Source organism: Brevibacillus sp. GCM10020057 (assembly GCF_042683565.1).
In the GTDB taxonomy this organism is placed as follows: domain Bacteria; phylum Bacillota; class Bacilli; order Brevibacillales; family Brevibacillaceae; genus Brevibacillus.
Genome location: NZ_JBHUJW010000043.1, coordinates 930,085 through 952,503, shown reverse-complemented (window position 1 = coordinate 952,503; position 22,419 = coordinate 930,085). Strand labels below are relative to the sequence as shown.

The window sequence follows — 22,419 nt, the reverse complement described above, 5'->3', positions numbered from 1 at the left end:
TACCGAAAACAGGGAAATGGAGAGGGAGGACCGATCCATTTCCTTTTTCGCAGATAGGACAGCGGCCAGATGAGGAGGGGCGCATGGCTATTCAAAACATCTTATCTGTCAGCGATCTCAATCGCTACATCAAACTGGTGCTGGAAAAGGAAAACCGCCTGCAGGACGTCTGGGTGCGCGGCGAGATTTCCAACTTTACGCACCATTCGAGCGGACATATGTACTTTACCCTCAAAGATCAGCAATCGCGGATCAAGGTCGTCATGTTTGCCAGCTACAACCGTTTTTTGCGTTTCCTGCCCAAAGATGGAACCAAAGCAATCGTGCGCGGTTCCATTTCTGCCTTCGAGCGGGACGGAGCCTACCAGCTGTATGCCAAAGAGATGCAGCCGGACGGTCTGGGATCGCTTTATTTGGCGTTTGAGCAGCTCAAGGAAAAGCTGGCGCGGGAAGGGCTGTTTGCCGCCGAACGAAAACGTCCGCTGCCGCGATTTCCGAAGCGGGTGGGCGTCGTGACCTCTCCGACCGGCGCCGCCATTCGCGACATTTGCACCACGATTCGCCGCCGCTTCCCGCAGGCCGAGATCGTGCTGGCACCTGCTGTCGTGCAAGGAGCAGAAGCCCCGGCCTCCATAATTTCCGCCATTCGGATCATCAACCAACATCCCGATATCGACGTTCTCATCGTGGGACGCGGCGGTGGTTCCATCGAGGAGCTGTGGGCGTTCAACGACGAAAAGGTCGCCAGAGCAATCGCTGCCTCGACGATTCCCGTCATCTCGGCTGTCGGCCACGAGACCGATGTGACCATTGCCGATTTCGTCGCAGATGTACGTGCCGCGACGCCGACTGCTGCAGCAGAGCTGGCCGTTCCGCACTATCTGGAATGGGTCGAGCGGGTCAAGCAGTTTGAGATGCGCATCCAGCGAGCCGTCCTGAACCGGATCGCCGACCAGCGCAAGCGGTTGAACCAGCTTGCAAATGCGTACGCGATGCGCCAGCCGCAGCGGCGTCTGGAGGAGGCGGCAGAGCGGCTCGACCGTGCCCAGCTACGGATGAAGCAGTCGATGAAGCATTTGCTTGCGCTGCGCAAAGAGCGGTATGAGCGGCTGGACCAGCGGATCAAGCGCTACCGGCTGGCGGATCAGCTAGGGGAACGCAGCAAACAGCTGATGGCCGTCCGTGCGCGATTGGATGAAAAAATGCGCAGACGGCTGACCGAGCAGCAAATGGCTTTTTCGGCCCGTGTAGCGCAGCTTGATGCGCTAAGTCCGCTCAAAGTCATGCAGCGCGGGTTTTCGCTCGTCTATGCGGAAGGGCAGATCGTCAAGTCCGTCGAGCAATTTGCCTGCGGAGACAGGCTCGTGGTACGATTAAGGGATGGAAGCGCCACTGCACGCGTGGAACAGATTGATCGGGAGGAGAAACACGATGGCTCGCAAAAAAACGGACCAAGAGACTGACATGCAGTTTGAAGAGGCGATGAGACGGCTGGAGGAGGTCGTCTTGCAACTGGAAGAAGGAGAAATTCCACTGGAGGAGGCCATCACCTTGTATCAGGAAGGCGTCACACTTTCCCGGATTTGCGGTCAGAAGCTTGAGGCGATCGAGGCGAAAATCACGCAGCTGGTAGAAGAGGACGGGATGCTGAAGCAAAAGGCGTTCCGCGTGGAAGGAGAAGCGTAAATGGCTGTGGACACGTTTACTACATACCTGACAGAAAAGACAGCCTATATCGAGGACAGGCTCATTTCCGCCCTCGAGCAGGAAGGGGTGCCTTCCGCCCTTTACGAATCGATGAAATACTCGCTGATGGCAGGAGGCAAGCGGCTTAGGCCCATGCTCGTTCTGGCTGTGCTGGAGGCGCTGGACAAGCCGATCGAGCGCGGTGTCCCGTTTGCGGTCGCCCTGGAAATGATCCATACATACTCACTCATCCACGATGACTTGCCAGCGATGGATGACGATGATTTGCGGCGCGGCAAACCGACGAACCACAAGGTGTTTGGCGAAGCGACCGCGATTCTGGCGGGAGACGCGCTTTTGACCCGCGCTTTTTCCCTTATCGCCGAGTCGTACATGGGGCGAACGGACGTACCTGCCGCGACAACGGTCAAACTCATCGCGGAGCTGGGCCGGCGTGCCGGTGCCAGGGGGATGGTCGGCGGACAGATGGCGGACATCGAAGGCGAGATGAAGCGGCTGGAGCTGCCCCAGCTGGAGTTCATTCACGAGCACAAGACAGGCGACCTGTTGATTGCGGCACTGCGCGGCGGAGGCTATCTGGCGGAAGCAAGCGAAAAGCAGATGGAGATGCTGACTCGCTACGGGTATTGCATCGGGCTTGCTTTCCAGATTCAGGACGATATCCTGAACGTCGAAGGGGATGCTGCCGAGCTTGGCAAAGCCGTCGGCAGCGATGCCCAGCGGCAGAAAGCGACGTATCCGTCCATCCTTGGGCTTGAGCAGTCCAAGGAACGGCTGGCCGCGCTCATCGCGGAGGCGAAGGCCGCTCTGGCGGATGCCGGACTGGAGCATTCGGCCCTTGGCCCGTTGGCAGATTACGTGCGCGACCGGAAAAAATAGGGCAGTCCGCAACAAGCACTTTCCGTTTGGTACCGGTACGGTCTGCCATTCACAGACAGAAGCCTCCCGAAAAGCACGGGAGGTTTTTTAATCTGCACAGCGTTCGTTTCCCTGCTTCGCGAAAGCGCATCCATCCTGCTATTCGCCGATGATGATGAAAAGTGGTGTTTTTGCAGAGAAACCGTTATAATGAAGCAAGCATAAAAGTAGCGTAACGATGCGGCTCTGGCAAAAGAGAGAGCCGCGTTTACCCAGGGATAGATTGGATTGCAGCACGCACAATCGCCGGAGAACGAACAGTGGAAAGTGAGGAATACCCATGCTGCTTACTACCATAAATGATCCTCAAGACTTGAAAAAATGCAAACAGTCGCAGCTATATACATTGGCAAAAGAAATCCGGCAGTTTCTCGTGGAGACGCTGTCCAAAACAGGCGGCCATCTGGCTCCCAATCTCGGGGTGGTCGAGCTGACTCTTGCTCTGCACTATGTCTTTGACAGCCCGCGAGACAAAATCATCTGGGATGTAGGCCATCAGGCGTATGTACATAAAATGCTGACCGGGCGCCGGGACATGTTCCCGACACTGCGTCAATACAAAGGGCTTTGCGGGTTTCCGAAAATGGTCGAAAGTCCGCATGACGTGTGGGAAACCGGGCACAGCAGCACATCGCTGTCTGCTGCGATGGGAATGGCGACGGCTCGCGATTTGAAAAAGGAAAAGAACCATGTAGTCGCGGTGATCGGCGACGGTGCCCTGACTGGCGGGATGGCTCTGGAAGCGCTGAACCACATCGGTCACGAACGCAAAAATGTGATCGTTGTGCTCAACGACAACGAAATGTCGATCGCGCCCAACGTGGGGGCATTGCACAACTACTTGGGCAAATTGCGTTCGGCGGAGAACTACAAATGGGCAAAGGAAGAGCTGGAAAGCCTGCTCAAATCGATTCCGGCAGTAGGCGGAAAGCTGGCGAACATAGCCGAGCGGTTCAAGGACAGCATGAAGTATTTGCTCGTTTCCGGCGTTCTATTCGAGGAGCTTGGCTTTACGTATATCGGTCCGATCGACGGCCATAATCTGGAGCTGTTGCTCGATACGATGAAGACAGCGAAGCAGACCAAAGGCCCTGTCCTGATCCATGCGATCACGAAAAAAGGAAAGGGTTACGCCCCCGCCGAAGCAGATTCGGTCAAATGGCATGGCATCGGAACATACAAAATCGAATCGGGAGACACGCCGAAGTCAGCTCCTACTTATACATCCATCTTCGCGGATACGATGATGAAGCTGGCGGACGAGGACGACCGGATCGTGGCGATTACGCCTGCGATGCCGGCCGGTTCCGGGCTGATTCCGTTTGGCCAGAAGTTTCCTGACCGTCTGTTCGACGTAGGGATTGCCGAGCAGCATGCTTGTACGTTCGCCGCAGGGCTTGCGACGCAGGGCCTCAAGCCGGTCCTTGCGATTTACTCGACGTTTTTGCAGCGCGCATACGACCAGCTGATTCACGATGTGGCCCGGCAAAAGCTCAATGTCGTGTTTGCGGTAGACCGCGCAGGGCTTGTCGGAGCGGACGGGGAGACGCACCAGGGCATGTACGACATCGCCTTTATGCGGGCTATTCCCAACATGGTCATCATGGCGCCGAAGGACGAAAACGAGCTGCGCCATATGATGAAGACGGCTTCCAAATACGACGGGGGCCCGATTTCCTACCGCTATCCGCGTCTGCCGGTGCGCGGCGTTGCCTTGGACGAGGAACTGCAGGTGCTTCCCATCGGCAAGGCCGAAATCGTGCAGGAAGGAAAGCATGTCGCGATCCTCTCGTTCGGGCATGTGTTCGAGATCGCGGAACAGGCGGCGAGTCAGCTCAGGCGCGAAGGAATGGAGCCGATGCTCGTCAATGCGCGCTTTTGCAAGCCGTTGGACGAGGAGCTGCTACTCAGGCTGGCAAAAGAAGGCTACCACATTGTCACCGTCGAGGAAGGCTGTGAAATGGGCGGCTTCGGCAGTGCCGTGCTGGAATGCTTGAACGGCCTCGGCTATTACGATGGCAACGTGCAGATCGTCGCGGTGCCTGATTACTTCGTAGAGCATGGCAGTGTCAAAGAACAGCGGCAGGAAGTAGGGCTCACGGCAGAGAACATCGTCTCCCGTGTACGTGCCCTGATGCCCGTATCGAAAGGCGTAGTCGAAGCATGAGCATAAGAAAAGAACGCGTAGATGTCCTCCTCGTCGAGCGAGGATTGTACGAAACGAGAGAAAAAGCAAAAGCAGCAGTAATGGCAGGACTCGTCCAGGTTGCGGGCGAGCGATGCGACAAACCGGGAACGAAATTCCCCGCAGACGTTGCAATCACGGTCAAAGGCGAGGTGCACCCGTACGTCGGCCGCGGCGGTCTGAAGCTGGAAAAAGCGCTGCGGGTATTCGGGATCGACCTGACGGGGCGCGTCATGATGGACATTGGCGCATCCACGGGCGGCTTTACGGACTGTGCCTTGCAGCACGGCGCACGGCTCGTCTACGCCATCGACGTAGGCTACGGCCAGCTCGCCTGGAGTCTGCGTCAGGATGAACGGGTCGTCGTCATGGAACGGACGAATTTCCGCCATATGGACCCGGCTGCTTTCGAGCTGGAAAAGCCGGACGCTGCTTCCATCGATGTCTCCTTCATTTCCCTGCGCCTGATTTTGCCGGTGCTGTACCGCTTCCTGAAGCCGGGGGGAGATGTGGTCGCGCTGGTCAAGCCGCAATTTGAGGCAGGCAAGGAGAAGGTGGGGAAAAACGGCATTGTGCGCGATAGAGAGACGCATGAAGCCGTCTTGACGGACATCGGCGCCTTTGCCCGCGAGCTTGGCTTTGCCCTGAAAGGTCTGGATTTCTCGCCGATCACCGGCGGCGAAGGCAACATCGAGTTCGTCCTGCACGCCGCCAAGAGCGAGGATGGCCTCGACTCGGAAGCGTGGCTTTCGCTCGTGACGGAAGTAGTGGCGTCTGCCCATGCCGCGTTAAAATAAGCTGATGAACAAAGCCTCGGGATTTTTGTCCGAAACGAGGCTTTTTATTTATGCATGAGAAGTTGTATACTTGTATAAGGATTTCCAACCAACCAGTTTGGGGTGGACCATGTGAAGAAAATTGGAATTATCGCGAATAAAGGAAAACCGGAAGCCCGCATAGTGGCGCGGGAGCTTCTGTATTTGATCGAGGCGCGCGGTGCACAGGTTTTTCTGGACGAAAACATCTCCTCTGACCTGGGCCGTGCCGAACTGGGAGCGACAGTCGAGGAGATCGGGCATCAGGCGGACCTCGTCTGTGTGCTGGGCGGAGACGGGACGCTTCTCGGGATTGCCCGCCAGCTGGCAGGACGCTCCCTGCCGATACTGGGGATCAATCTCGGGACGCTCGGCTTTTTGTCCGAGGCAGAACCGGAGCATCTGCCCCATGCCGTCGACTTGCTGCTGTCGGGAAACTATAACATCGAAGAGCGGACGATGCTGGAGGCGACCCTTTTTCGCAAGGGGAAAAGCCTTGGCACGTACACAGCGATGAATGACATCGGCATCGCCAAAGGGTCGTTTTGCCGGATCATTCAATGCGCTGTATATTTGGACAATGCCTATGTCGCCACCTTCAGCGGGGATGGCGTGATCGTCTCGACGCCGACCGGGTCTACGGCCTACTCACTGTCAGCCGGAGGTCCCATCGTCGCACCCAATGTGGACATGCTGCTGCTGACGCCGGTAGCGCCGCATTCGTTGACGGCAAGGCCGATGGTGTTGTCAGGCGACGAAGTGATCCGGATCGAGGTCGATGCCATCCATCAGGAAATGGGCTTGTCCATTGACGGACAATTCGGCTACCGGCTGGAAGGCGGCGACCAGATTTACATCAAAAAATCTCCGTTCGTCACGCCGCTGATCAAGTGGAAAGCGGGCGGCTTTTTTGAAGCGATTCGCACCAAACTACAAGGGGAATGGGAGTAAATTTCTATGAACAAAGGGCAACGACATATCCGGATCAAGGAAATCATCAGCAATAACGAGGTGGAGACCCAGGATGAGCTGGTGGAGCGTTTGCGGGCGGCAGGTTTTCACGTGACGCAAGCAACGGTTTCCCGCGATATCAAGGAGTTGCATCTGGTTAAGGTGCCGCTGCCAGATGGCCGCTACAAATATTCCGTACCGACCGAGCAAAAGTTCAATCCACTGCAAAAACTGAAACGAATGCTGGTCGATTCGTTCATGAGCATCGATCAAGCCGATCACTTTATCGTGCTGAAAACTCTTTCCGGACACGCAAATGCGGTAGCCGAGCTGATCGACAACCTGCCCTGGGAAGAAATTATGGGCACGATCAGCGGCGACAACACGATCCTGATCATTTGCCGCTCCAGGGAGAATACCGATGAAGTGACAAAACGCTTGAAGGAAATGCTGTAAAGGTGGTTGCTTTGCCATGCTAATGGAACTGTCCATTCGGAATTTTGCCATTATCAAATCGGTTACAATCTCCTTTCAAAAAGGACTCAATATCCTCACGGGTGAGACAGGAGCGGGGAAATCGATTATCATCGATGCGCTTGGGCTGCTTCTTGGCGGCAGGGCTTCTGCCGACTTTGTCCGGTACGGAGAAGCGCGCGCGGAAGTAGAAGGGCTGTTCGAGCTGCCTGCAGGGCATCCGGCGCTGGCAGTGTGCGAGAGCGTCGGCGTCCAAGTCGAGCAGGATGGCATGCTGGTGGTGCGAAGGGATATATCCAATCAGGGAAAGAGCATCATTCGCCTGAACGGACAAATGGTTACCCTTGCCATGCTGCGCGAGCTGGGACCTTGGCTGGTAACGGTTCATGGCCAGCATGACACGCATATGCTCATGCAGTCGGACAAGCACATCAACTGGCTGGATGCGTACGGAGAATCCGCGCTGGGCAGTGCCAAGGCCGAGTATACCAGGCTGTATGCCGCGTTTCGCAAAACGAAGCAGGACCTGGAGCGGATGGCCCGCAACGAAAGAGAGCTGGTGCAACGGATTGATCTGTTGCAGTATCAGCTGGATGAGATTGAAGCGGCGGCCCTCACGCCGGGCGAGGACGAAAAGCTGCTGCAACAGCGCAAAAAGTGGATGAACATCGAGAAGGTTTATTCCGCCATTCAGGATGCGTACCGTTCCCTGTACGGGGATCAGAGGGGGATGGACTGGCTGGGGCACGCCATGGGTGAGCTGGAGCGCGTCGCAGGCTACGAAGAACAGCTCGCCCCCATCCTCGAGACGGTCCAGAACGCCTACTACCAGATCGAGGATGTCGTCCACCAGCTGCGCCATCTTTCCTACCAGATGGACTTCGAGCCTGCCCAGCTGGCAGAAGTCGAGAGCAGGCTGGATCAGATCCAGACCTTGAAGCGCAAGTACGGCAAGAGCGTAGATGACATCCTCGAATACGCGGCCACGATCCAGGATGAGCTGGATGACATGCACCATTACGAAGACCGGTTGCAGCAGGTTCAGGACAAGCTGGCCGGGCTGGCTGCCGATTTGGCAGTGGAAGCGCTCGAGCTGTCCGTCATCCGCCAGGAATGCGCGCAGAAGCTCGCCGTGGAGATCGAGCAGCAGCTCAAGGAACTGCACATGGAGCGCGCCCGCTTCGCCATCGATGTGCGGCAGACGCCGGACGAGGACGGCGTAGAGATCGAAGGCGTCAAGCGTCTCTTCGATGCCAACGGGATGGATCAGATCGAGTTTCTCATCTCTCCGAACCCGGGCGAGCCGCTGCGGCCGCTGGCGAAAATCGCATCTGGCGGAGAGCTTTCCCGCGTGATGCTGGCCATCAAGACGATTCTCGCAGGGACGGACCAGGTGGAGACGCTTATCTTTGACGAAGTGGATACGGGTGTCAGCGGTCGGGCAGCCCAGGCCATTGCGGAGAAGCTCGCAAAAGTAGGTGCGCAGCGGCAAGTGCTCTGCATCACCCATTTGCCGCAGGTTGCCTCCATGGCAGACGCCCACTTCCTCATTAAAAAGGAAATGAGCGAGCACGAGACCATGACGACGGTGACCAGGCTGTCAGATGACGAGCGGGTAATGGAGCTGGCCCGCATGCTTGGCGGGGCCGAAGTCACGGCAAAAACAAAAGAACATGCCCGCGAGATGATTGCGCTCGGAATCGGGAGGAAGGCTGCCAACTAGACGGTTGGCAGTCTTTTTTTCCTGACATAATCCGCATCCGCAGGGGCAACATTAAAGGTACACAAGGTGGAGGTGTCACATAGGTGTAGGTAGGGAACGGTAGGAGTGATTGCTGGTGATCCGACAGAACAAAAGAAAATGGATGGGAAGTTTCCTTCTCCTCATCACGGCGCTCGTCGTGAGTTCCACCCCGTTCCGCGATCTGTCATCCTTTCCCCATGAGCTTCGCATGACGGAAGGGTCCCTGAAACAGTTGCGCGTCTCCGTACCAGTAATGGGCACTCTTGTCAACAGCAATCCTGACATTTTGCACGTCAATGGGACGAAGGCGCGTGAAGTGTCCGTTGATTTGAGCAAGCCGATGTCCGTCGAGCCGCTCCGGGCAGGGCAAGCGCAATTGCAACTGAAGTGGCGCAACATCCCGCTGACTGCTGTCAAAGTCGACGTGCTGCCCGACCTGCGGCTGTATCCCGGCGGTCAGTCCATTGGCGTCAAACTGCAGACGGCAGGTGTCCTGGTCGTCGGTCACCATCTGGTGGACGACGGCAAGAAGAAGTATTCCCCCGGTGAACAGTCTGGCGTGCATGTGGGCGACATGATTGTGAAGATGAATGATCTGTACATTAACGACATGAATGACGTAAAAAAGCTGATTAACGAAGCAGGGAAAAACAATCATCCGGTGCAGCTGCTCGTCGTGCGCGGGAAAGAAAAGCTGACCCTGACGCTGCACCCTGCAAAGGACAAGCGGGACAACGAGTACCGGATGGGCTTGTACATCCGCGACTCGGCAGCAGGTGTCGGCACACTCACTTTTTACGATCCGAAATCCAAAGCATTTGGTGCGTTGGGACATGTCATTTCCGACGTAGATACGGGTCAGGCGATTGTCGTCGGGGATGGACAAATCGTACAAGCCAGTGTGACATCCATAGAAAAAGGTCAGAGCGGCAATCCCGGCGAGAAGTTCGCCCGCTTTTACAATGAGAGCGAAGTGCTGGGAAGTATCACCAAAAACACGCCATTCGGCATTTTCGGCAAGATGAAAGAGGAGCCGAAACGCAGCTTTTACGACGAACCGTTGCCCGTAGCCCTCGCTGAACAGGTAGAGGAGGGTCCCGCCAAAATATTGACAGTGGTGAACGGGCAAAAAGTGGAAGAGTTCGATATTGAAATTGCCAATGTCATCAAGCAGCATTTTCCTGCCACCAAAGGCATGATTATCAAAGTGACGGACAAGCGTCTGCTGGAAAAGACAGGCGGTATTGTTCAAGGGATGAGCGGCAGCCCCATCATTCAAAAGGGAAAAATCGTAGGGGCAGTGACGCACGTATTCGTCAACGATCCGACATCCGGCTACGGCTGTTATATCGAATGGATGCTGCAGGATGCGGGGATCAACTTGCGCAGTTCAGAACCGCAAACGCAAGCTTTGCATGTGAAAGCTGCCTGAATGACAGAGACGAGCCGTCGCGCGCGCGAGCGAGACGGCTTGTTCGGCGTTCAACCGAGATGCGGCCGGCCATGGCAAATAATTGCATTCTTTGTCGAAATATCAGTGAAATCATTCAATCTTTCGTCATTGGCAGGAAAGGATACCAGATCGTCGAATAAATTTTAACAGTGAAAAGATGGCTGGGACTTATCCGTATCAATTCAGAAACTTCTGGGATGCCACCTTCTTCAAAAGACCGTCCATTGTTAGGAGGAACGACTTTGAGCAAGATTGAAGTATTGTTGGCAGATGATAACCGCGAATTTGTAAACCTGCTGGAAGACTACATTAGCAGCCAGTACGATATGGATGTCGTTGGCGTAGCCTACAACGGCAATGAAGTAATGAGATTGCTCCAGGAACGTGTTCCCGATGTTTTAATATTGGATATTATTATGCCGCACCTGGATGGACTCGCCGTGCTGGAACAAATTCAGGCCATGCGGTTGTCTCCGCAGCCGAAAATCATTATGTTGACTGCCTTCGGACAGGAAGAAATCACGAAAAAAGCGGTTGAACTGGGTGCTGCTTACTACATCCTCAAGCCGTTTGACATGGAAGTTCTGGCCCAGCGCATTCGCCAAATGATTACGACCAAGCCGGCATCATCCATCGTGTCACCGGTAAAACAGCAAAATTCTCTGTCAGTGAGAGGCCGCAATCTGGACGCCAGCATCACCAGCATCATCCACGAAATCGGCGTGCCGGCCCACATCAAAGGCTATTTGTATTTGCGCGAAGCGATCACCATGGTGTACAACGACGTCGAGCTGCTCGGCTCGATCACGAAGGTCCTGTACCCGGACATCGCCAAAAAGTTCAACACGACCGCAAGCCGCGTAGAGCGGGCCATCCGCCACGCCATCGAGGTAGCATGGTCCCGCGGCAACCTGGACTCCATCTCCAGCCTGTTTGGCTACACCATCTCCAACACCAAGGCGAAGCCGACCAACTCGGAGTTCATCGCTATGGTCGCGGACAAGCTGCGGATTGAGGCGAAGATTAGTTAGAGTAAGAAAGAAGCGGGTTCGCTGGATACACCAAGTGAACTTAAAATAGCTCACCCAATAAATCTTATGGGTTTATTGGGTACTTTTATTTTTTTGAGAGGTGGAAGATCGATAAACTTAATTCCGAGCACATAGGTAAAATATTCAGTCTTTTTCCTTATGATAGTGAATAGGGAGGGATAGAAGATGAGAGCAGGAAATCAGGTTCTGCTAATAATTGGGGGAGCCCTGCTCGTTTATGGACTGATCCCGGTGCTTTTTGTATATCCGTTTAAACCGTGGGCATCCACCATGGATTTTCTGACCTTTGTTTTTCTGGAGGATAGAAGTCGATTTTATTGGCTGTCGGGGATCGCCGTAGTAGGATTTTCATTCTTTGGGAGACGAAACAATAGTAATGTAAAATAATAAACATACACCTAAACCAATTAGAGAATAAAGAGCAAGGAGGGTGTTGCTGCATGCGCAACCTGGATGAGATTCTGACATTCAACCGGCAATTTGTGGAAAATAAAGAATATGAAAAATACCAAACGACCAAATTTCCTGATAAACGCCTGGTGGTGCTCTCCTGCATGGATACGCGCCTGGAGGAGTTGCTTCCGAAAGCGATGAACATGCGAAACGGAGACATCAAACATGTGAAAAGCGCCGGGGCGATTGTCTCCCATCCGTTCGGGAGTATCATGCGAAGTATTCTGGTCGCGATCTACGAGCTCGACGCTGCAGAAGTCATAGTGGTGGGCCACTACGACTGCGGGATGAGTGCCATTGACAGCAACCGCACCATGAAGAAAATGCTGGAGCAGGGAGTATCGTCGCAGACGTTCACCATACTGCAGCATGCAGGCATCAATCTGCATCAATGGTTGCACGGCTTTTCCTGCGTAGAAGAAAGTGTGAAAAAGAGCGTGCAGACAATCAAAAATCACCCGCTGCTGCCACCCGATGTACCGGTACATGGCTTGCTGATCGATCCGGTAACAGGAAAGCTCGACGTAGTGGTCAACGGATACGGGAACGAGTAAGCAATGAGTGATCCAAATCTGACGACGGTCACCCGGAGATCGTTTTTGCAGCAAGCTCTCGTCTTGGCAGGCCGACTGGTTGGTCTAGGGTTGCTGTCCGGACTGTACGGCTACGGCTGGGAACGGAAATGGATCGAAGTCACGCGCATTCCGCTCACCGTGCCGGACTTGCCGGAGCCGTTTCGCGGGACGAGGCTCGTTCATTTCAGCGACCTGCACCTCGGTCACTACAGCGGGCTGGAGGATGTACAGCGCGTCGTCGATGTGATCAGGCAGGAGAAGCCGGACCTGATCTGCTTTACCGGCGATCTCGTGGACGAGAGCACCCGCCTGGTGCCGGGGGCGGCCCAGATTCTTCGTCAACTGGACGCGCCCCTTGGCAAGTTCGCCGTGCTGGGCAACCACGATTACCGGGCGGGAGAGCAGAGAGTCGTACGGGAGGCTTGGAGCGAAGCGGGGTTCGCGGTGTTGGACAACCGGCATGTCCGTCTGGAAAAACAGGGCGGCCGCTTGTATTTGGCGGGTGTCGATGATGTTTTGCTCGGCGCTCCAGACGTAAAACGAGCGGTCGCGGAGATCCCGGCAGGCGAGACTGTCATATTGCTTGCGCACGAACCGGATTTTGCCGATGAAGCGGCCGCCTATCCGATTCGCTTGCAACTGTCCGGCCACAGTCACGGCGGGCAGGTACGGATTCCGTGGCTCGGTGCGGTCCTGACGCCCAAGCTGTCGCAAAAGTATGTGCAAGGGCTGTACCGGATCGAAGGAAGCGGCATGCAGGTGTATACGACGCGAGGGATCGGGACGACGATACTGCCGATTCGTTTCTGCTGCCGGCCGGAAATTACGGTATTGACTCTCACCTAATAGTTTTCCTTGATCCACTGGACGAATTGCTGAAACGCTTCGTCCTCTTTTTTTGGATGCAAATAGGCGATGAGGGTGGGACGCAGCAACTGTCCTTCTGCGATGTCGTGCGCGACGAGGGTTCCGGCAGCCAGCTCCTCCTGGATCGTGCGCTCCGGGAGCATGGCGATCCCCAGCTTTTGTTCGACCATTTTTTTGACGCTGCTGAAGCTGTCCAGCTCCATGATGACGTTGGGAAAAACCCCTTGCTGGGCGAGAAAGCGGTCGATCCGCTGACGATACGGGGCGGTATGATTACCAAAGACGATCATTTCCTCCATCCCCCATGCGTGAAAACCCGGAAAGCCATTAGCCCACGGATGCGACGGGTGCGTGACCAGGAGAATGCGGTCGCTGGGCAAAAACTCCTGGTAAATATGCGGGTGGTACATCTCGCTGCCAAGGAAGGCGATATCCGCGGTCCCGGTCAACAGGGCGCTTAGCGATTCCTCGTATAGAGCCGAACGGACGTAACAGGTGAACTTCGGGTGAGATTGCCGGTACTGTCCGAGCAGGCGGGGCAGCTCATAGACGACGAATGCTTTCCCGGCTACGATGCTCATCGACTGGCGCTGTTCCTTTTGCTCGGTAAAAGCGCGCATCTGTTCCACGATGTTGGCCGCGATGGGGAGCAGCCGCCGCCCTTCTGCCGTGAGCGTGACCCCCGATGCGGTGCGGATGAACAAATCGGTGGCGATTTGCCGCTCCAACTGCTTCAGGCGGTGCGTGACGGTAGATTGTGCGAGAAACAGAGCCTGTGCCGCGCGATTGATCGAGCCGTACCGAGCGATCGTCAAAAAGATTTCGAGGCTTTCTTTGTCCATTTCCTTTTGCTCCTTATCGATGAAGTCGATACCTTGTTAGCAACATTCTATAACAAAGCCGGAGAAGATTGGAATATGATAGTGGCAGGAGGTGTTCTGAATGAGAAAGAAAGAAGAGGTCAAAAAGGAGGCTCAGGCACAATTCGGTAGAAATGCGGAAGAGTATGTCACGAGCGCGATTCATGCCAAAGGGGACGATTTGGACATGCTGGTGAACTGGCTGCAGCCTGCCGAAGAGTGGGTTGTTCTCGACATTGCGACGGGAGGAGGGCATGTGGCGCGCAAGCTGTCCGCGCACGTAGAGCTGGTCGTGGCAACGGACCTGACAAGGCCGATGCTCGAGGCGGCGAGCCGTGCGAATCGCATGGCCAAAGCAGAGCGCATCCTGTATGTACAGGCGGATGCAGAGGCGCTGCCATTTCTGGATGAATCTTTTGATGCAGTCACCTGCCGGATCGCCGCGCACCACTTTCCGGACCCGGAAGCATTTATCCGCGAAGTGAGCCGTGTGCTGCGGCCGGGCGGACGGTTCCTGTTCATTGATAATGTCGCGCCAGATGACCCCGATCTGGCGGAGTTTATGAACCGGATCGAACAATTGCGCGATCCCAGCCATGTCCGCTGCCTGTCTCCCGAAGAATGGCGCAACCTTTTTGCCCGGCATGGCCTGACCGGCAGAATGCAACGGCACCGGGTCAAAAAATTCGCGTTTCCCGAGTGGGTGAAGCGCACATCCGAGTCCAGGGAGCAGGAGAAAAGCGTGGAAAACGCCCTGCTCACCGCGACTGCCAGACAGAAAGAATATTTGGACTTGAAAGTAGAAGAGGGCCGTGTAACCACCCACCAGATCGAGGAGTGGATGGTGCTCGCCGAAAAAACGAAAAGAGATTCGACACATGAAGCATACATTTGAATGGAAGGGCATTGACCATGTACAGCTTGCTGCGCCGCCGGGCTGCGAAGTGGAGGCGCGCCGCTTTTTTGGAGAGCTGCTGGGAATGACGGAAGTGCCAAAGCCGGAGAAGCTGCAAGTGCGCGGAGGGGCATGGTTTCAGTGCGGACCGCAGATGATCCACGTCGGCGTAGAGAACAGCTTCCAGCCGGCCAAAAAAGCACACCCGGCATTTCTGGTACACCACATCGAGCGTCTGATGGAGCATTTGCAGGAGCATGGCGTCGCCTACCGCATCGATGACGAGATTCCGGGAGTGATCCGCTTTTTTGCGGAAGACCCGTTTGGCAACCGACTGGAGTTCATGGAGGTGAAATGACGTGGGTATCGACTTCCATGCAGAAGAAAACCAAAGCGCGTACATAGGCCGGACAGCCGATGAAACCTGGCGCCAGGCGATGCAGTCCATCCTCGATCCCCGAGGAAAAAGAGTGGTCGACGCCGGGTGTGGAGGAGGCATCTACAGCAAGGCGTGGGCGGATATGGGAGCGGAGTCGGTGATTGGCGTCGATTTCTCCGAGGTGATGCTGAAAGCGGCCAGGGACAATTGCCGCGAGGAGAAACGCATTACCTTTTTGCGCAGGGCCGCACACGCCACGGGTCTGCCGGACAGCAGCGCAGATGTCGTATTCGCCCGCGCCCTGGTGCATCACCTGCTCGAGCTGGAGCCGTTCGTCGAGGAAGCATGGCGGTTGCTTGCGCCGGGGGGCGTCCTCATCATTCAGGACCGGACGATGGAAGATGTGCTGATGCCGCCTTCCCCCACGCATTTTCGCGGCTACTTCCTGGAGCAGTTTCCGCATCTGCTGGAAAAAGAAGCGAAAAGACGGCCCAAGGATGCGAAAGTACGGGAGGCGCTGCAGAAATGCGGCTTCGTCCAGATCGAGACAAAGCCGTTGTGGGAAGTGCGACGGAGGTATGGACAATGGGCGGAGCTGAAGGCCGATTTGTTGGCGCGAACAGGGCGTTCGATCCTGCACGAGCTGGACGACGAACAACTCCGTACGCTTGTGGTGCGAATCGGTGAAAAGATGGCGCAACAACAAACGATCGAGGAACAAGACCACTGGACGATCTGGATAGGTGCGAAAGCTTGAGGAACAATAAAGAAAACCGGCCTTCGCGCAAATTGTGAAATCGTTTGTCACAAATTTGGATATGCTTGTTTCATAATTGGCAAGGCTATATAATGGAATTGCCATTGTATTCCGGTTCGTTTCATCTTGGTAAAGGAGTTGTCATATTCATGAAAGTGGTTTTGTTTGATTTCCTCATGTTCATCTTTACGATTTTCATTGCTTGGGGCTGTATCAATTCGTTCAAGGCGAAAAACAAATTTGCAATCGGTTTCGGTATCATTTCCTTGCTGGTATTCCTGTTTGCCGACGGTTTGATTATTTATTACGCAACGAAAGGCGCGTAGTCATTTTCACATGGATTAAGAAGAGGTTGCGCATGATGGCGCAGCCTCTTTTTCTTATTTTCGCTTCAATCCGGTGTGTACGCAGCCCTGCCGCGGAAGACTTTTTCCAGTTCTCCGGCGCATGAAAGAAGGGAATTTTTAGCATACTATGGGCGGAGGTGGAGCAGGTGAACAGGCAAAAAAACCGTGGTGCCCAATCGCGTTCGGCGATCATCATGGCGGATCGCCGGACCAAGCAACTATGCAAACGGCTAGGCTGTGACCACATCGCGCTCATCGACCATCCGGATGTAGACGAAATGGCTGCCCTTGCCTTGCTGGACACAGGCGTGCAGGCAGTCATCAATCTTTCCCCTTACATGACCGGGCTCTATCCGGCAGAAGGGGCGCGCAAGCTTCTTTCTGCCGGTGTGGCCCTGTATGAAATACCTGCTGAATGGTCCGCCCCCAAGCTGACAGACGAGCTGGATGGCTGCCGGGCATGGATCGTGAACGGCTGCCTGCACGTGTATTCCGCTGCGGGGGACTCGCGCGTCATTCCTTTGCAGAGCGTGACCGAGGAACAGGTACAGGCGAAGTGGCGGCAGGCAACCGACGCGCTCGACGAGACTCTTTCCCGCTTTATTGACAATACCCTCCAGTACGCGCTCCAGGAAAAGGATTTGTTCCTGAAGCCGTTATGTTCCCTGGACCTGCGGACGAAAATGGACAACCGCCACGTGATCGTCGTTGTCAGGGGCAAGCATTACCGGGAGGACCTGCAGACGCTTCATTCGTACATACGGGAATATCGCCCGGTGCTCATCGGCGTGGACGGCGGAGCCGATGCGCTCATGCAGAACGGGTACAAACCGGATCTCATCGTCGGCGACATGGATAGCGTCACGGATAAAGCGCTCCTGTGCGGCGCAGAAATCGTCGTGCACGCATTTTCCGACGGGAGAGCACCGGGCAAGGAGCGCGTCGAGCGGCTCGGTCTGGACTGTCATGTGCTACCGGCTCCAGGCACGAGCGAAGATGTCGCCATGCTGCTCGCTTTTGAAAAAAACGCTGAGCTGATCGTGACGATCGGCACGCACACCAGCATGATTGATTTTCTGGAAAAAGGGCGCAAAGGGATGGCGAGCACACTGCTTGTCCGCACCAGGATCGGGACGAAGCTGATCGACGCCAAAGGGGTGAACCAACTCTATCAGCCGCGCTGGTCGTGGAAGCTTTGGGGGTGGTGTGTAGCGGCCATGCTTACCCCGATCACAGCAGCGCTCGCGATCAACCCCGTAGCCCGCCACGCCGCGCAAATGCTGTGGACGCAGTGGCGCACGTGGTCATTTTAGGAGGCGGCACACATGATCCACTTTCGGTACCACCTGCTGTCGCTGACGGCAGTTTTTGTCGCGCTTGGCGTTGGAATTTTGCTGGGAGGCATGGCTGGACACAACTGGTTTGCAGTCGGCGAACAGGAAGTGCTGGCCAAGATGGAAGCGAAATATGACAAAGCGCTGAAAAGCAACAACGAACTCAAACAGCAAATGAACCGGCTGCTCATGGAGGTCGAGCGCAGCAACGAGGAAGTCATCCATTTGATGGCGATGCGCTACTCCCCGGACTTGTCGGGCAGCAAGGTGTACATCTGGCACCAGCCGGACCTGAAGATGGCGCCTCTCCAGCGCTTGCTGTCTTCGGTCGGCGTAGACGTGCTTCCTTACGAGAAGGGGGCTTCGCTGGAAAAGGGCAATGGACTGCTGCTCATCTTCTCCCATGAAAAACCGTCGTGGGTGGAGGGGCTGGAAGGACCGCGCCACTGGCTGCTGGTAGAGCAAGTTCCTGATTCCCCGGCCAAGCAGTGGGCGTTGCTGGAGAAGGTGCAAAAATTGCTGACGGAGATGAGGGTGGACCGTGAAAAAGGTTAGCGCAGTCATTCCGGCTTACAATGAGGCAGAGGCGATTGGCGCCACGCTGCGCGCGATCCGTGAACGCTTTTTTTGTCACGAGCTGATCGTGGTCGACGACGGCAGCGACGACGGGACCGGGGAGCTGGCGAAGAAATGGGCGGATCTCGTCATTTCCCTGCCTGTGAACCGGGGAAAAGGGGCGGCTCTGCAAACGGGCTGGCGGCAAGCGTCAGGTGAAGTCGTGCTGCTGCTCGACGGCGACTTGCGGGAGAGTGCCGCAGAGGCCGCCCATCTTTTGACGCCCGTGATCGAAGGGGTCTGTGATATGGCGGTGGCCGTGCTCCCGCCTCCGAAGACAAAAGCGGGGTTGAGCCTGGCAAAAGGATTGGCCCGTCACGGCATTCGCTGGTTGACGGGATTTGAAGCGGCCGCTCCTCTGTCCGGGCAGCGTGCGGTCCGCAGGGAAATTTTGCAGCGAACGGGCAAGCTCGATAAAGGCTTCGGCGTCGAAGTCGGCTTGACGGTCGATGCCTTGCGGGCAGGTTACAGAGTCATGGAAGTTCCCGTTCGGTTCACGCATCGGGAGACAGGAAACGATCTGTCAGGATATTGCCATCGGGGGAAAGAGTTCGTGGCGATTGGCCGCGCACTCTGCCGGAAGTGGTGGGAGGGATGTCTGTGGACACGCAGCGGCTTGTAGCGGCAGCAATCGGTCTCCTTCTGCCTGCTGTGATCCATCGCCCGCTGTTTGCCGCCGTGTGCAAAAAGCTGCGGGAGCGGGGGATGCATCGGACGAACTACCGCGGCAGACAAGTGCTGACGGCAGGAGGAACGGTAATCGTCTGCTCTGCAGCGCTCTCGCTCGCGGCCATGCTGCTTTACCTGGGCGCGGTTGGAGTCGATGCCACCACTTGGAGAGAAGGCGCATTGCTGGGGATCGGGATGATCGCCGTCGCCTTTTGGGGATGGCAGGACGACTGCTCGCTGGACAAGCTTGCGAAAGGGTTTCGGGGTCATTTCGGGATGCTGTTGCGGGAAGGCAGAGTGACGAGCGGCATGCGGAAGCTGTGGGGCGTGAGCGGAACGTCGGCTGTGATCGCTCTTGCCTTGTTGGCACCGGGACCCCTGCGGATCGGGGAGTGGCTGCCTGCTGCCTGCCTGCTTGCCATTTCCGCAAATGCCCTCAACCTGTTTGACCTGCGTCCGGCACGGGCGATCAAGGTATTTTGGCTGCTGGAGCTGATCGCACTTGGCATCGGCTACAGCCTTACTGGCACAGAGTATCTGTACGCGCACGCAGTGTGGCAGATTCCTCTGCTCATGGCCACTTGCCTGTCTTTTTCCCACGATGCCTGCGGGCGCGTCATGTTGGGGGATACAGGCTCCAATACGCTCGGGTTTTGTGCAGGCTACTCGTTCGTCGTGGGAACGCCGCTGTCGCTTCAGATGACCATCCTGCTCCTGCTCATCGGCGTACACATCTTGGCCGAGTTCGTCTCCATCTCGGCGCTGATTGAGCGCTGCGGTTGGCTCGACTGGCTGGACAGGTGGGGCAGAGCAAAAGAAGCGGAAACAATAGAAGAACCAGGCGGATGAACCGTCCTGGTCTACTCGTCTTCGTCTGGATCGGGGATCATGAAACGCGGCTGAACCCGATTTTTTTTGCGGTCATGGTGCAGGATGAAGCCCCCGATAAACAGTACGGGAATGGCAAAGCATAAAATGCCGGCAATCAGCTTGCCCCACAGGAAGCTCACGTCGGGGGCAGTGGAGTAAAAGAGCGCATCCCGGATCAGTTTGATTCCGTACATGGCGATTGCCGCCGGAATCACCATAATCAGAAGGGCGATCAGCTTTTGCACTACCAAGGGTGATTCACACCTTTCATTCTCATCACACCCTTCATCATAGCGAAAGCGCACGGGCTTGTCCATAAGCGAGCGACACACGAGCGAGCGCACGCTAGACAACTGTTCCTGTCCAACCCCGAACCATTCGAGTACAATGGTAACGAGTATGATTGCAAAAAGTGAGGGGGCACACATGCACAAGCTGCTCATCGTTGGTGCCGGACGGGGCGGAAGCGCTCTGCTGCGCATGCTGCACCGAATGGAGAGGATCGAGATCGTGGCCGTCATTGATCACCGCCCGGACGCCCCTGGGCTCGAATTGGCGCGCTCCTTTGGCATCAAGACAGACATCGATTACCGCCCGTACTTGACCGACGATCTGGACGTAATTTTGGAAGCGACAGGAGATTTGGGGGAGTACAAGCATTTGCGCCATCTGAAACGGGAAAACACCGTGCTCATCCCCGGGACATTAACGCGCATCGTCATGAAGCTGATCCGCGAGCGCGACAAGCTGATTGCTGTCCTGACGCAAAATGAACGGGAACGGGAAACGATGCTCAACTCCACCCACGATGCGATCATCGGGGTGAATCGGCAAGGCGTCATCACGCTGTTCAACAAGGCAGCCGAACGTTTGATGGGCATAGAAGCGAGCGAAGTGCTGGGCACCAACGTCACACAGCGTATACCCAACACTCGGTTACATATTGTATTGGAGACGGGGTCGCCTGAACTGAACCAGGAACAGATCCTGCCCAACCAGACGCGCATCATTACCAACCGGGTGCCCGTCCGCAATGAACGGGGCGAAGTCGTCGGCGCCGTCGCGATTTTCCGCGACATTACGGAGATCATGGCGCTCGCGGAAGAAGTGACGAATTTAAAGGAGCTGCAAAGCATGCTCCAGGCGATTATCGACTCGTCGGACGAGGCAATCTCCGTGGTGGACAAAAATGGAAACGGACTGTTGATCAACCCGGCGTATACGAGGATCACGGGGCTGACACAGGACGATATCATCGGCAAGCCTGCCACGGTGGACATATCCGAGGGCGAAAGTATGCATATGCAAGTGCTGAAGACGAAAAAGGCCGTCCGGGGCGTGCCGATGAAGCTCGGTCCCAAGCGCAAGGATGTCGTCGTCAACGTGGCGCCTGTCATGGTCGACGGCGAACTGAAGGGCAGCGTCGGGGTCATCCACGACGTGTCCGAGTTCAAACAACTGACAGAAGAACTGGAAAAGGCGCGCCGTATTATTCGCACGCTGGAGGCGAAATACAGCTTTGCAGATATTATCGGGTACAGCGAGCCGATGCGCACGGCGATCGAGCAGGCCCAGCAGGCGGCGTTGACACCCGCGACGGTTTTGCTGCGGGGAGAGTCAGGAACGGGCAAGGAGTTGTTTGCCCATGCGATCCACAACGCGAGCGAACGCAAATACAAGCAGTTTATCCGCGTCAACTGTGCGGCCATTTCCGAAAGCCTGCTGGAGAGCGAGCTGTTCGGCTACGAAGAAGGCGCGTTTACGGGTGCCCGCAGAGGCGGCAAGCGCGGCCTGTTTGAAGAGGCGAGCGGTGGAACGATCTTTCTCGACGAAATCGGCGAGCTGTCCATGAGCATGCAAGTCATGCTTCTTCGCGTATTGCAGGAGCGGGAAGTCGTCCGTGTCGGCGGGACGAACCCGATCCCGATCGACGTGCGCGTCATCACGGCTACCCATGTCAATCTGGAATCGGCAATCAGCGCCGGCAGGTTCCGTGAAGATTTGTACTACCGCCTGCATGTCGTCCCCATCCAGATCCCTCCGCTTCGGCAGCGGCGGGAAGACATCAAGCCGCTGGCCATGCACCTGCTGCGCAAGTACAACCTCGAGTACGGGCGCAATGTGGAAGACATTGACGAGCAGGCCCTGCAAATTTTGCTGTCCTACCATTGGCCGGGAAATGTGCGCGAACTGGAAAACGTGCTGGGCAGAGCCATGATCCACATGCGGATCAACGAGCGCATCATTTTGCCGCAGTACCTTCCCCCGCTGGAGCGAAGGCTGGCCGCCAGCGAGAACACGCCGAAAAAAGCGTTCCAAACGACGGGCAAGACGTTAAAGCAAGCGATGGAAGAGGCGGAGCGAGAGCATATTTTGCGCGAGCTGAAGGCGGCGGGGGGCAATCGCACCTTGGCGGCCAAGCGGCTGGACATTTCCATTCGCAGCCTGTACTACAAGCTGGAAAAGCTCGGGTTGACGGATGAACAGCAAGATTGAGCG

General features: G+C 56.1%; 24 protein-coding genes. 22 read left to right on the top strand and 2 right to left on the bottom strand.

Annotation, left to right across the window (positions count from 1 at the left end; all coding sequences use genetic code 11):
- Nucleotides 1-83 precede the first annotated feature (83 nt).
- From xseA to ACFSO0_RS18285, 13 genes are all read left to right on the top strand, one after another.
- Complete coding sequence (gene xseA, locus ACFSO0_RS18345) at nucleotides 84-1,463, top strand: exodeoxyribonuclease VII large subunit (protein WP_376882769.1); 1,380 nt, start codon at nucleotides 84-86, stop codon at nucleotides 1,461-1,463.
- Complete coding sequence (gene xseB / locus ACFSO0_RS18340) at nucleotides 1,432-1,686, top strand: exodeoxyribonuclease VII small subunit (RefSeq protein ID WP_376882767.1); 255 nt, start codon at nucleotides 1,432-1,434, stop codon at nucleotides 1,684-1,686. Before xseA ends, xseB begins: the two co-directional genes overlap by 32 nt.
- Nucleotides 1,687-2,586: a polyprenyl synthetase family protein gene (locus tag ACFSO0_RS18335; RefSeq protein ID WP_376882764.1), complete on the top strand. Its 900-nt coding sequence runs from the start codon at nucleotides 1,687-1,689 to the stop codon at nucleotides 2,584-2,586.
- Nucleotides 2,587-2,905: 319 nt separating this feature from the next.
- Nucleotides 2,906-4,792: a 1-deoxy-D-xylulose-5-phosphate synthase gene (gene dxs, locus ACFSO0_RS18330; RefSeq protein ID WP_376882761.1), complete on the top strand. Its 1,887-nt coding sequence runs from the start codon at nucleotides 2,906-2,908 to the stop codon at nucleotides 4,790-4,792.
- Nucleotides 4,789-5,607 carry a TlyA family RNA methyltransferase gene (locus ACFSO0_RS18325; RefSeq protein ID WP_376882758.1) on the top strand — a complete coding sequence of 273 codons (819 nt, stop codon included), beginning with the start codon at nucleotides 4,789-4,791 and terminating at the stop codon, nucleotides 5,605-5,607. Before dxs ends, ACFSO0_RS18325 begins: the two co-directional genes overlap by 4 nt.
- 111 nt (nucleotides 5,608-5,718) lie before the next feature.
- Nucleotides 5,719-6,576, top strand: a complete 858-nt coding sequence (locus tag ACFSO0_RS18320; protein WP_376882755.1) for an NAD(+)/NADH kinase — start codon at nucleotides 5,719-5,721, stop codon at nucleotides 6,574-6,576.
- Between the two features lie 6 nt (nucleotides 6,577-6,582).
- On the top strand, nucleotides 6,583-7,032 hold the full coding sequence (gene ahrC / locus ACFSO0_RS18315; protein WP_376882753.1) for a transcriptional regulator AhrC/ArgR: 450 nt from the start codon (nucleotides 6,583-6,585) through the stop codon (nucleotides 7,030-7,032).
- Nucleotides 7,033-7,048: 16 nt separating this feature from the next.
- Nucleotides 7,049-8,773, top strand: a complete 1,725-nt coding sequence (gene recN / locus ACFSO0_RS18310) for a DNA repair protein RecN (RefSeq protein ID WP_376882751.1) — start codon at nucleotides 7,049-7,051, stop codon at nucleotides 8,771-8,773.
- A 115-nt stretch (nucleotides 8,774-8,888) separates the two neighbouring features.
- Nucleotides 8,889-10,226, top strand: coding sequence for a SpoIVB peptidase (spoIVB, locus tag ACFSO0_RS18305; RefSeq protein WP_376882749.1), 1,338 nt, complete (start codon nucleotides 8,889-8,891; stop codon nucleotides 10,224-10,226).
- A gap of 263 nt (nucleotides 10,227-10,489) precedes the next feature.
- Nucleotides 10,490-11,278, top strand: a complete 789-nt coding sequence (gene spo0A / locus ACFSO0_RS18300; protein ID WP_376882746.1) for a sporulation transcription factor Spo0A — start codon at nucleotides 10,490-10,492, stop codon at nucleotides 11,276-11,278.
- Between the two features lie 186 nt (nucleotides 11,279-11,464).
- The gene (locus ACFSO0_RS18295; protein ID WP_376882743.1) at nucleotides 11,465-11,686 is read left to right on the top strand and encodes a hypothetical protein; all 222 of its coding nucleotides are present in this window, start codon (nucleotides 11,465-11,467) and stop codon (nucleotides 11,684-11,686) included.
- A gap of 53 nt (nucleotides 11,687-11,739) precedes the next feature.
- Nucleotides 11,740-12,306 carry a beta-class carbonic anhydrase gene (locus ACFSO0_RS18290; protein WP_376882741.1) on the top strand — a complete coding sequence of 189 codons (567 nt, stop codon included), beginning with the start codon at nucleotides 11,740-11,742 and terminating at the stop codon, nucleotides 12,304-12,306.
- 3 nt (nucleotides 12,307-12,309) lie between these two features.
- Nucleotides 12,310-13,173, top strand: coding sequence for a metallophosphoesterase (locus ACFSO0_RS18285; protein ID WP_376882738.1), 864 nt, complete (start codon nucleotides 12,310-12,312; stop codon nucleotides 13,171-13,173).
- On the opposite strand, the gene ACFSO0_RS18280 is transcribed toward ACFSO0_RS18285, so the two are convergent.
- A complete protein-coding gene (locus ACFSO0_RS18280) occupies nucleotides 13,170-14,036 on the bottom strand; it encodes a LysR family transcriptional regulator (RefSeq protein WP_376882736.1) in 867 nt (288 codons plus the stop codon). The two genes, ACFSO0_RS18285 and ACFSO0_RS18280, sit on opposite strands and share 4 nt — an antisense overlap.
- Nucleotides 14,037-14,136: 100 nt before the next feature.
- Here ACFSO0_RS18280 and ACFSO0_RS18275 point away from each other — a divergent pair, with 100 nt between their 5' ends.
- The 8 genes from ACFSO0_RS18275 (at nucleotide 14,137) to ACFSO0_RS18240 (ending at nucleotide 19,899) form a co-directional block, all read left to right on the top strand.
- On the top strand, nucleotides 14,137-14,949 hold the full coding sequence (locus tag ACFSO0_RS18275) for a class I SAM-dependent methyltransferase (RefSeq protein ID WP_376882734.1): 813 nt from the start codon (nucleotides 14,137-14,139) through the stop codon (nucleotides 14,947-14,949).
- Nucleotides 14,933-15,307, top strand: a complete 375-nt coding sequence (locus ACFSO0_RS18270; RefSeq protein ID WP_376882732.1) for a VOC family protein — start codon at nucleotides 14,933-14,935, stop codon at nucleotides 15,305-15,307. The genes ACFSO0_RS18275 and ACFSO0_RS18270 overlap by 17 nt, the downstream gene beginning before the upstream one ends.
- 1 nt (nucleotide 15,308) lies before the next feature.
- Nucleotides 15,309-16,085, top strand: a complete 777-nt coding sequence (locus ACFSO0_RS18265) for a class I SAM-dependent methyltransferase (protein WP_376882728.1) — start codon at nucleotides 15,309-15,311, stop codon at nucleotides 16,083-16,085.
- Nucleotides 16,086-16,234: 149 nt separating this feature from the next.
- Nucleotides 16,235-16,411: a DUF2759 family protein gene (locus ACFSO0_RS18260; protein WP_376882726.1), complete on the top strand. Its 177-nt coding sequence runs from the start codon at nucleotides 16,235-16,237 to the stop codon at nucleotides 16,409-16,411.
- Between the two features lie 215 nt (nucleotides 16,412-16,626).
- Nucleotides 16,627-17,745, top strand: a complete 1,119-nt coding sequence (gene steA, locus ACFSO0_RS18255) for a putative cytokinetic ring protein SteA (RefSeq protein ID WP_376883263.1) — start codon at nucleotides 16,627-16,629, stop codon at nucleotides 17,743-17,745.
- 12 nt (nucleotides 17,746-17,757) lie between these two features.
- Nucleotides 17,758-18,321, top strand: a complete 564-nt coding sequence (locus ACFSO0_RS18250; RefSeq protein WP_376882723.1) for a copper transporter — start codon at nucleotides 17,758-17,760, stop codon at nucleotides 18,319-18,321.
- A complete protein-coding gene (locus ACFSO0_RS18245; RefSeq protein WP_376882720.1) occupies nucleotides 18,308-19,003 on the top strand; it encodes a glycosyltransferase family 2 protein in 696 nt (231 codons plus the stop codon). The genes ACFSO0_RS18250 and ACFSO0_RS18245 overlap by 14 nt, the downstream gene beginning before the upstream one ends.
- The gene (locus tag ACFSO0_RS18240) at nucleotides 18,982-19,899 is read left to right on the top strand and encodes a UDP-N-acetylmuramyl pentapeptide phosphotransferase (RefSeq protein WP_376882717.1); all 918 of its coding nucleotides are present in this window, start codon (nucleotides 18,982-18,984) and stop codon (nucleotides 19,897-19,899) included. Before ACFSO0_RS18245 ends, ACFSO0_RS18240 begins: the two co-directional genes overlap by 22 nt.
- Nucleotides 19,900-19,910: 11 nt before the next feature.
- On the opposite strand, the gene ACFSO0_RS18235 is transcribed toward ACFSO0_RS18240, so the two are convergent.
- Nucleotides 19,911-20,171, bottom strand: coding sequence for a DUF2627 domain-containing protein (locus ACFSO0_RS18235; protein WP_376882715.1), 261 nt, complete (start codon nucleotides 20,169-20,171; stop codon nucleotides 19,911-19,913).
- Nucleotides 20,172-20,346: 175 nt separating this feature from the next.
- Between ACFSO0_RS18235 and ACFSO0_RS18230 the strand changes: the two genes are divergently transcribed.
- On the top strand, nucleotides 20,347-22,416 hold the full coding sequence (locus tag ACFSO0_RS18230) for a sigma 54-interacting transcriptional regulator (protein ID WP_376882713.1): 2,070 nt from the start codon (nucleotides 20,347-20,349) through the stop codon (nucleotides 22,414-22,416).
- Nucleotides 22,417-22,419: the final 3 nt, after the last annotated feature.

Bases quoted from the DNA above. Each gene is read 5' to 3' on its own strand.
- xseA (WP_376882769.1), top strand. From the start codon at position 84: ATGGCTATTCAAAACATCTTATCTGTCAGCGATCTCAATCGCTACATC.
- xseB (WP_376882767.1), top strand. From the start codon at position 1,432: ATGGCTCGCAAAAAAACGGACCAAGAGACTGACATGCAGTTTGAAGAG.
- ACFSO0_RS18335 (WP_376882764.1), top strand. From the start codon at position 1,687: ATGGCTGTGGACACGTTTACTACATACCTGACAGAAAAGACAGCCTAT.
- dxs (WP_376882761.1), top strand. From the start codon at position 2,906: ATGCTGCTTACTACCATAAATGATCCTCAAGACTTGAAAAAATGCAAA.
- ACFSO0_RS18325 (WP_376882758.1), top strand. From the start codon at position 4,789: ATGAGCATAAGAAAAGAACGCGTAGATGTCCTCCTCGTCGAGCGAGGA.
- ahrC (WP_376882753.1), top strand. From the start codon at position 6,583: ATGAACAAAGGGCAACGACATATCCGGATCAAGGAAATCATCAGCAAT.
- recN (WP_376882751.1), top strand. From the start codon at position 7,049: ATGCTAATGGAACTGTCCATTCGGAATTTTGCCATTATCAAATCGGTT.
- ACFSO0_RS18295 (WP_376882743.1), top strand. From the start codon at position 11,465: ATGAGAGCAGGAAATCAGGTTCTGCTAATAATTGGGGGAGCCCTGCTC.
- ACFSO0_RS18290 (WP_376882741.1), top strand. From the start codon at position 11,740: ATGCGCAACCTGGATGAGATTCTGACATTCAACCGGCAATTTGTGGAA.
- ACFSO0_RS18285 (WP_376882738.1), top strand. From the start codon at position 12,310: ATGAGTGATCCAAATCTGACGACGGTCACCCGGAGATCGTTTTTGCAG.
- ACFSO0_RS18280 (WP_376882736.1), bottom strand. From the start codon at position 14,036: ATGGACAAAGAAAGCCTCGAAATCTTTTTGACGATCGCTCGGTACGGC.
- ACFSO0_RS18275 (WP_376882734.1), top strand. From the start codon at position 14,137: ATGAGAAAGAAAGAAGAGGTCAAAAAGGAGGCTCAGGCACAATTCGGT.
- ACFSO0_RS18270 (WP_376882732.1), top strand. From the start codon at position 14,933: ATGAAGCATACATTTGAATGGAAGGGCATTGACCATGTACAGCTTGCT.
- ACFSO0_RS18260 (WP_376882726.1), top strand. From the start codon at position 16,235: ATGAAAGTGGTTTTGTTTGATTTCCTCATGTTCATCTTTACGATTTTC.
- steA (WP_376883263.1), top strand. From the start codon at position 16,627: ATGGCGGATCGCCGGACCAAGCAACTATGCAAACGGCTAGGCTGTGAC.
- ACFSO0_RS18250 (WP_376882723.1), top strand. From the start codon at position 17,758: ATGATCCACTTTCGGTACCACCTGCTGTCGCTGACGGCAGTTTTTGTC.
- ACFSO0_RS18230 (WP_376882713.1), top strand. From the start codon at position 20,347: ATGCACAAGCTGCTCATCGTTGGTGCCGGACGGGGCGGAAGCGCTCTG.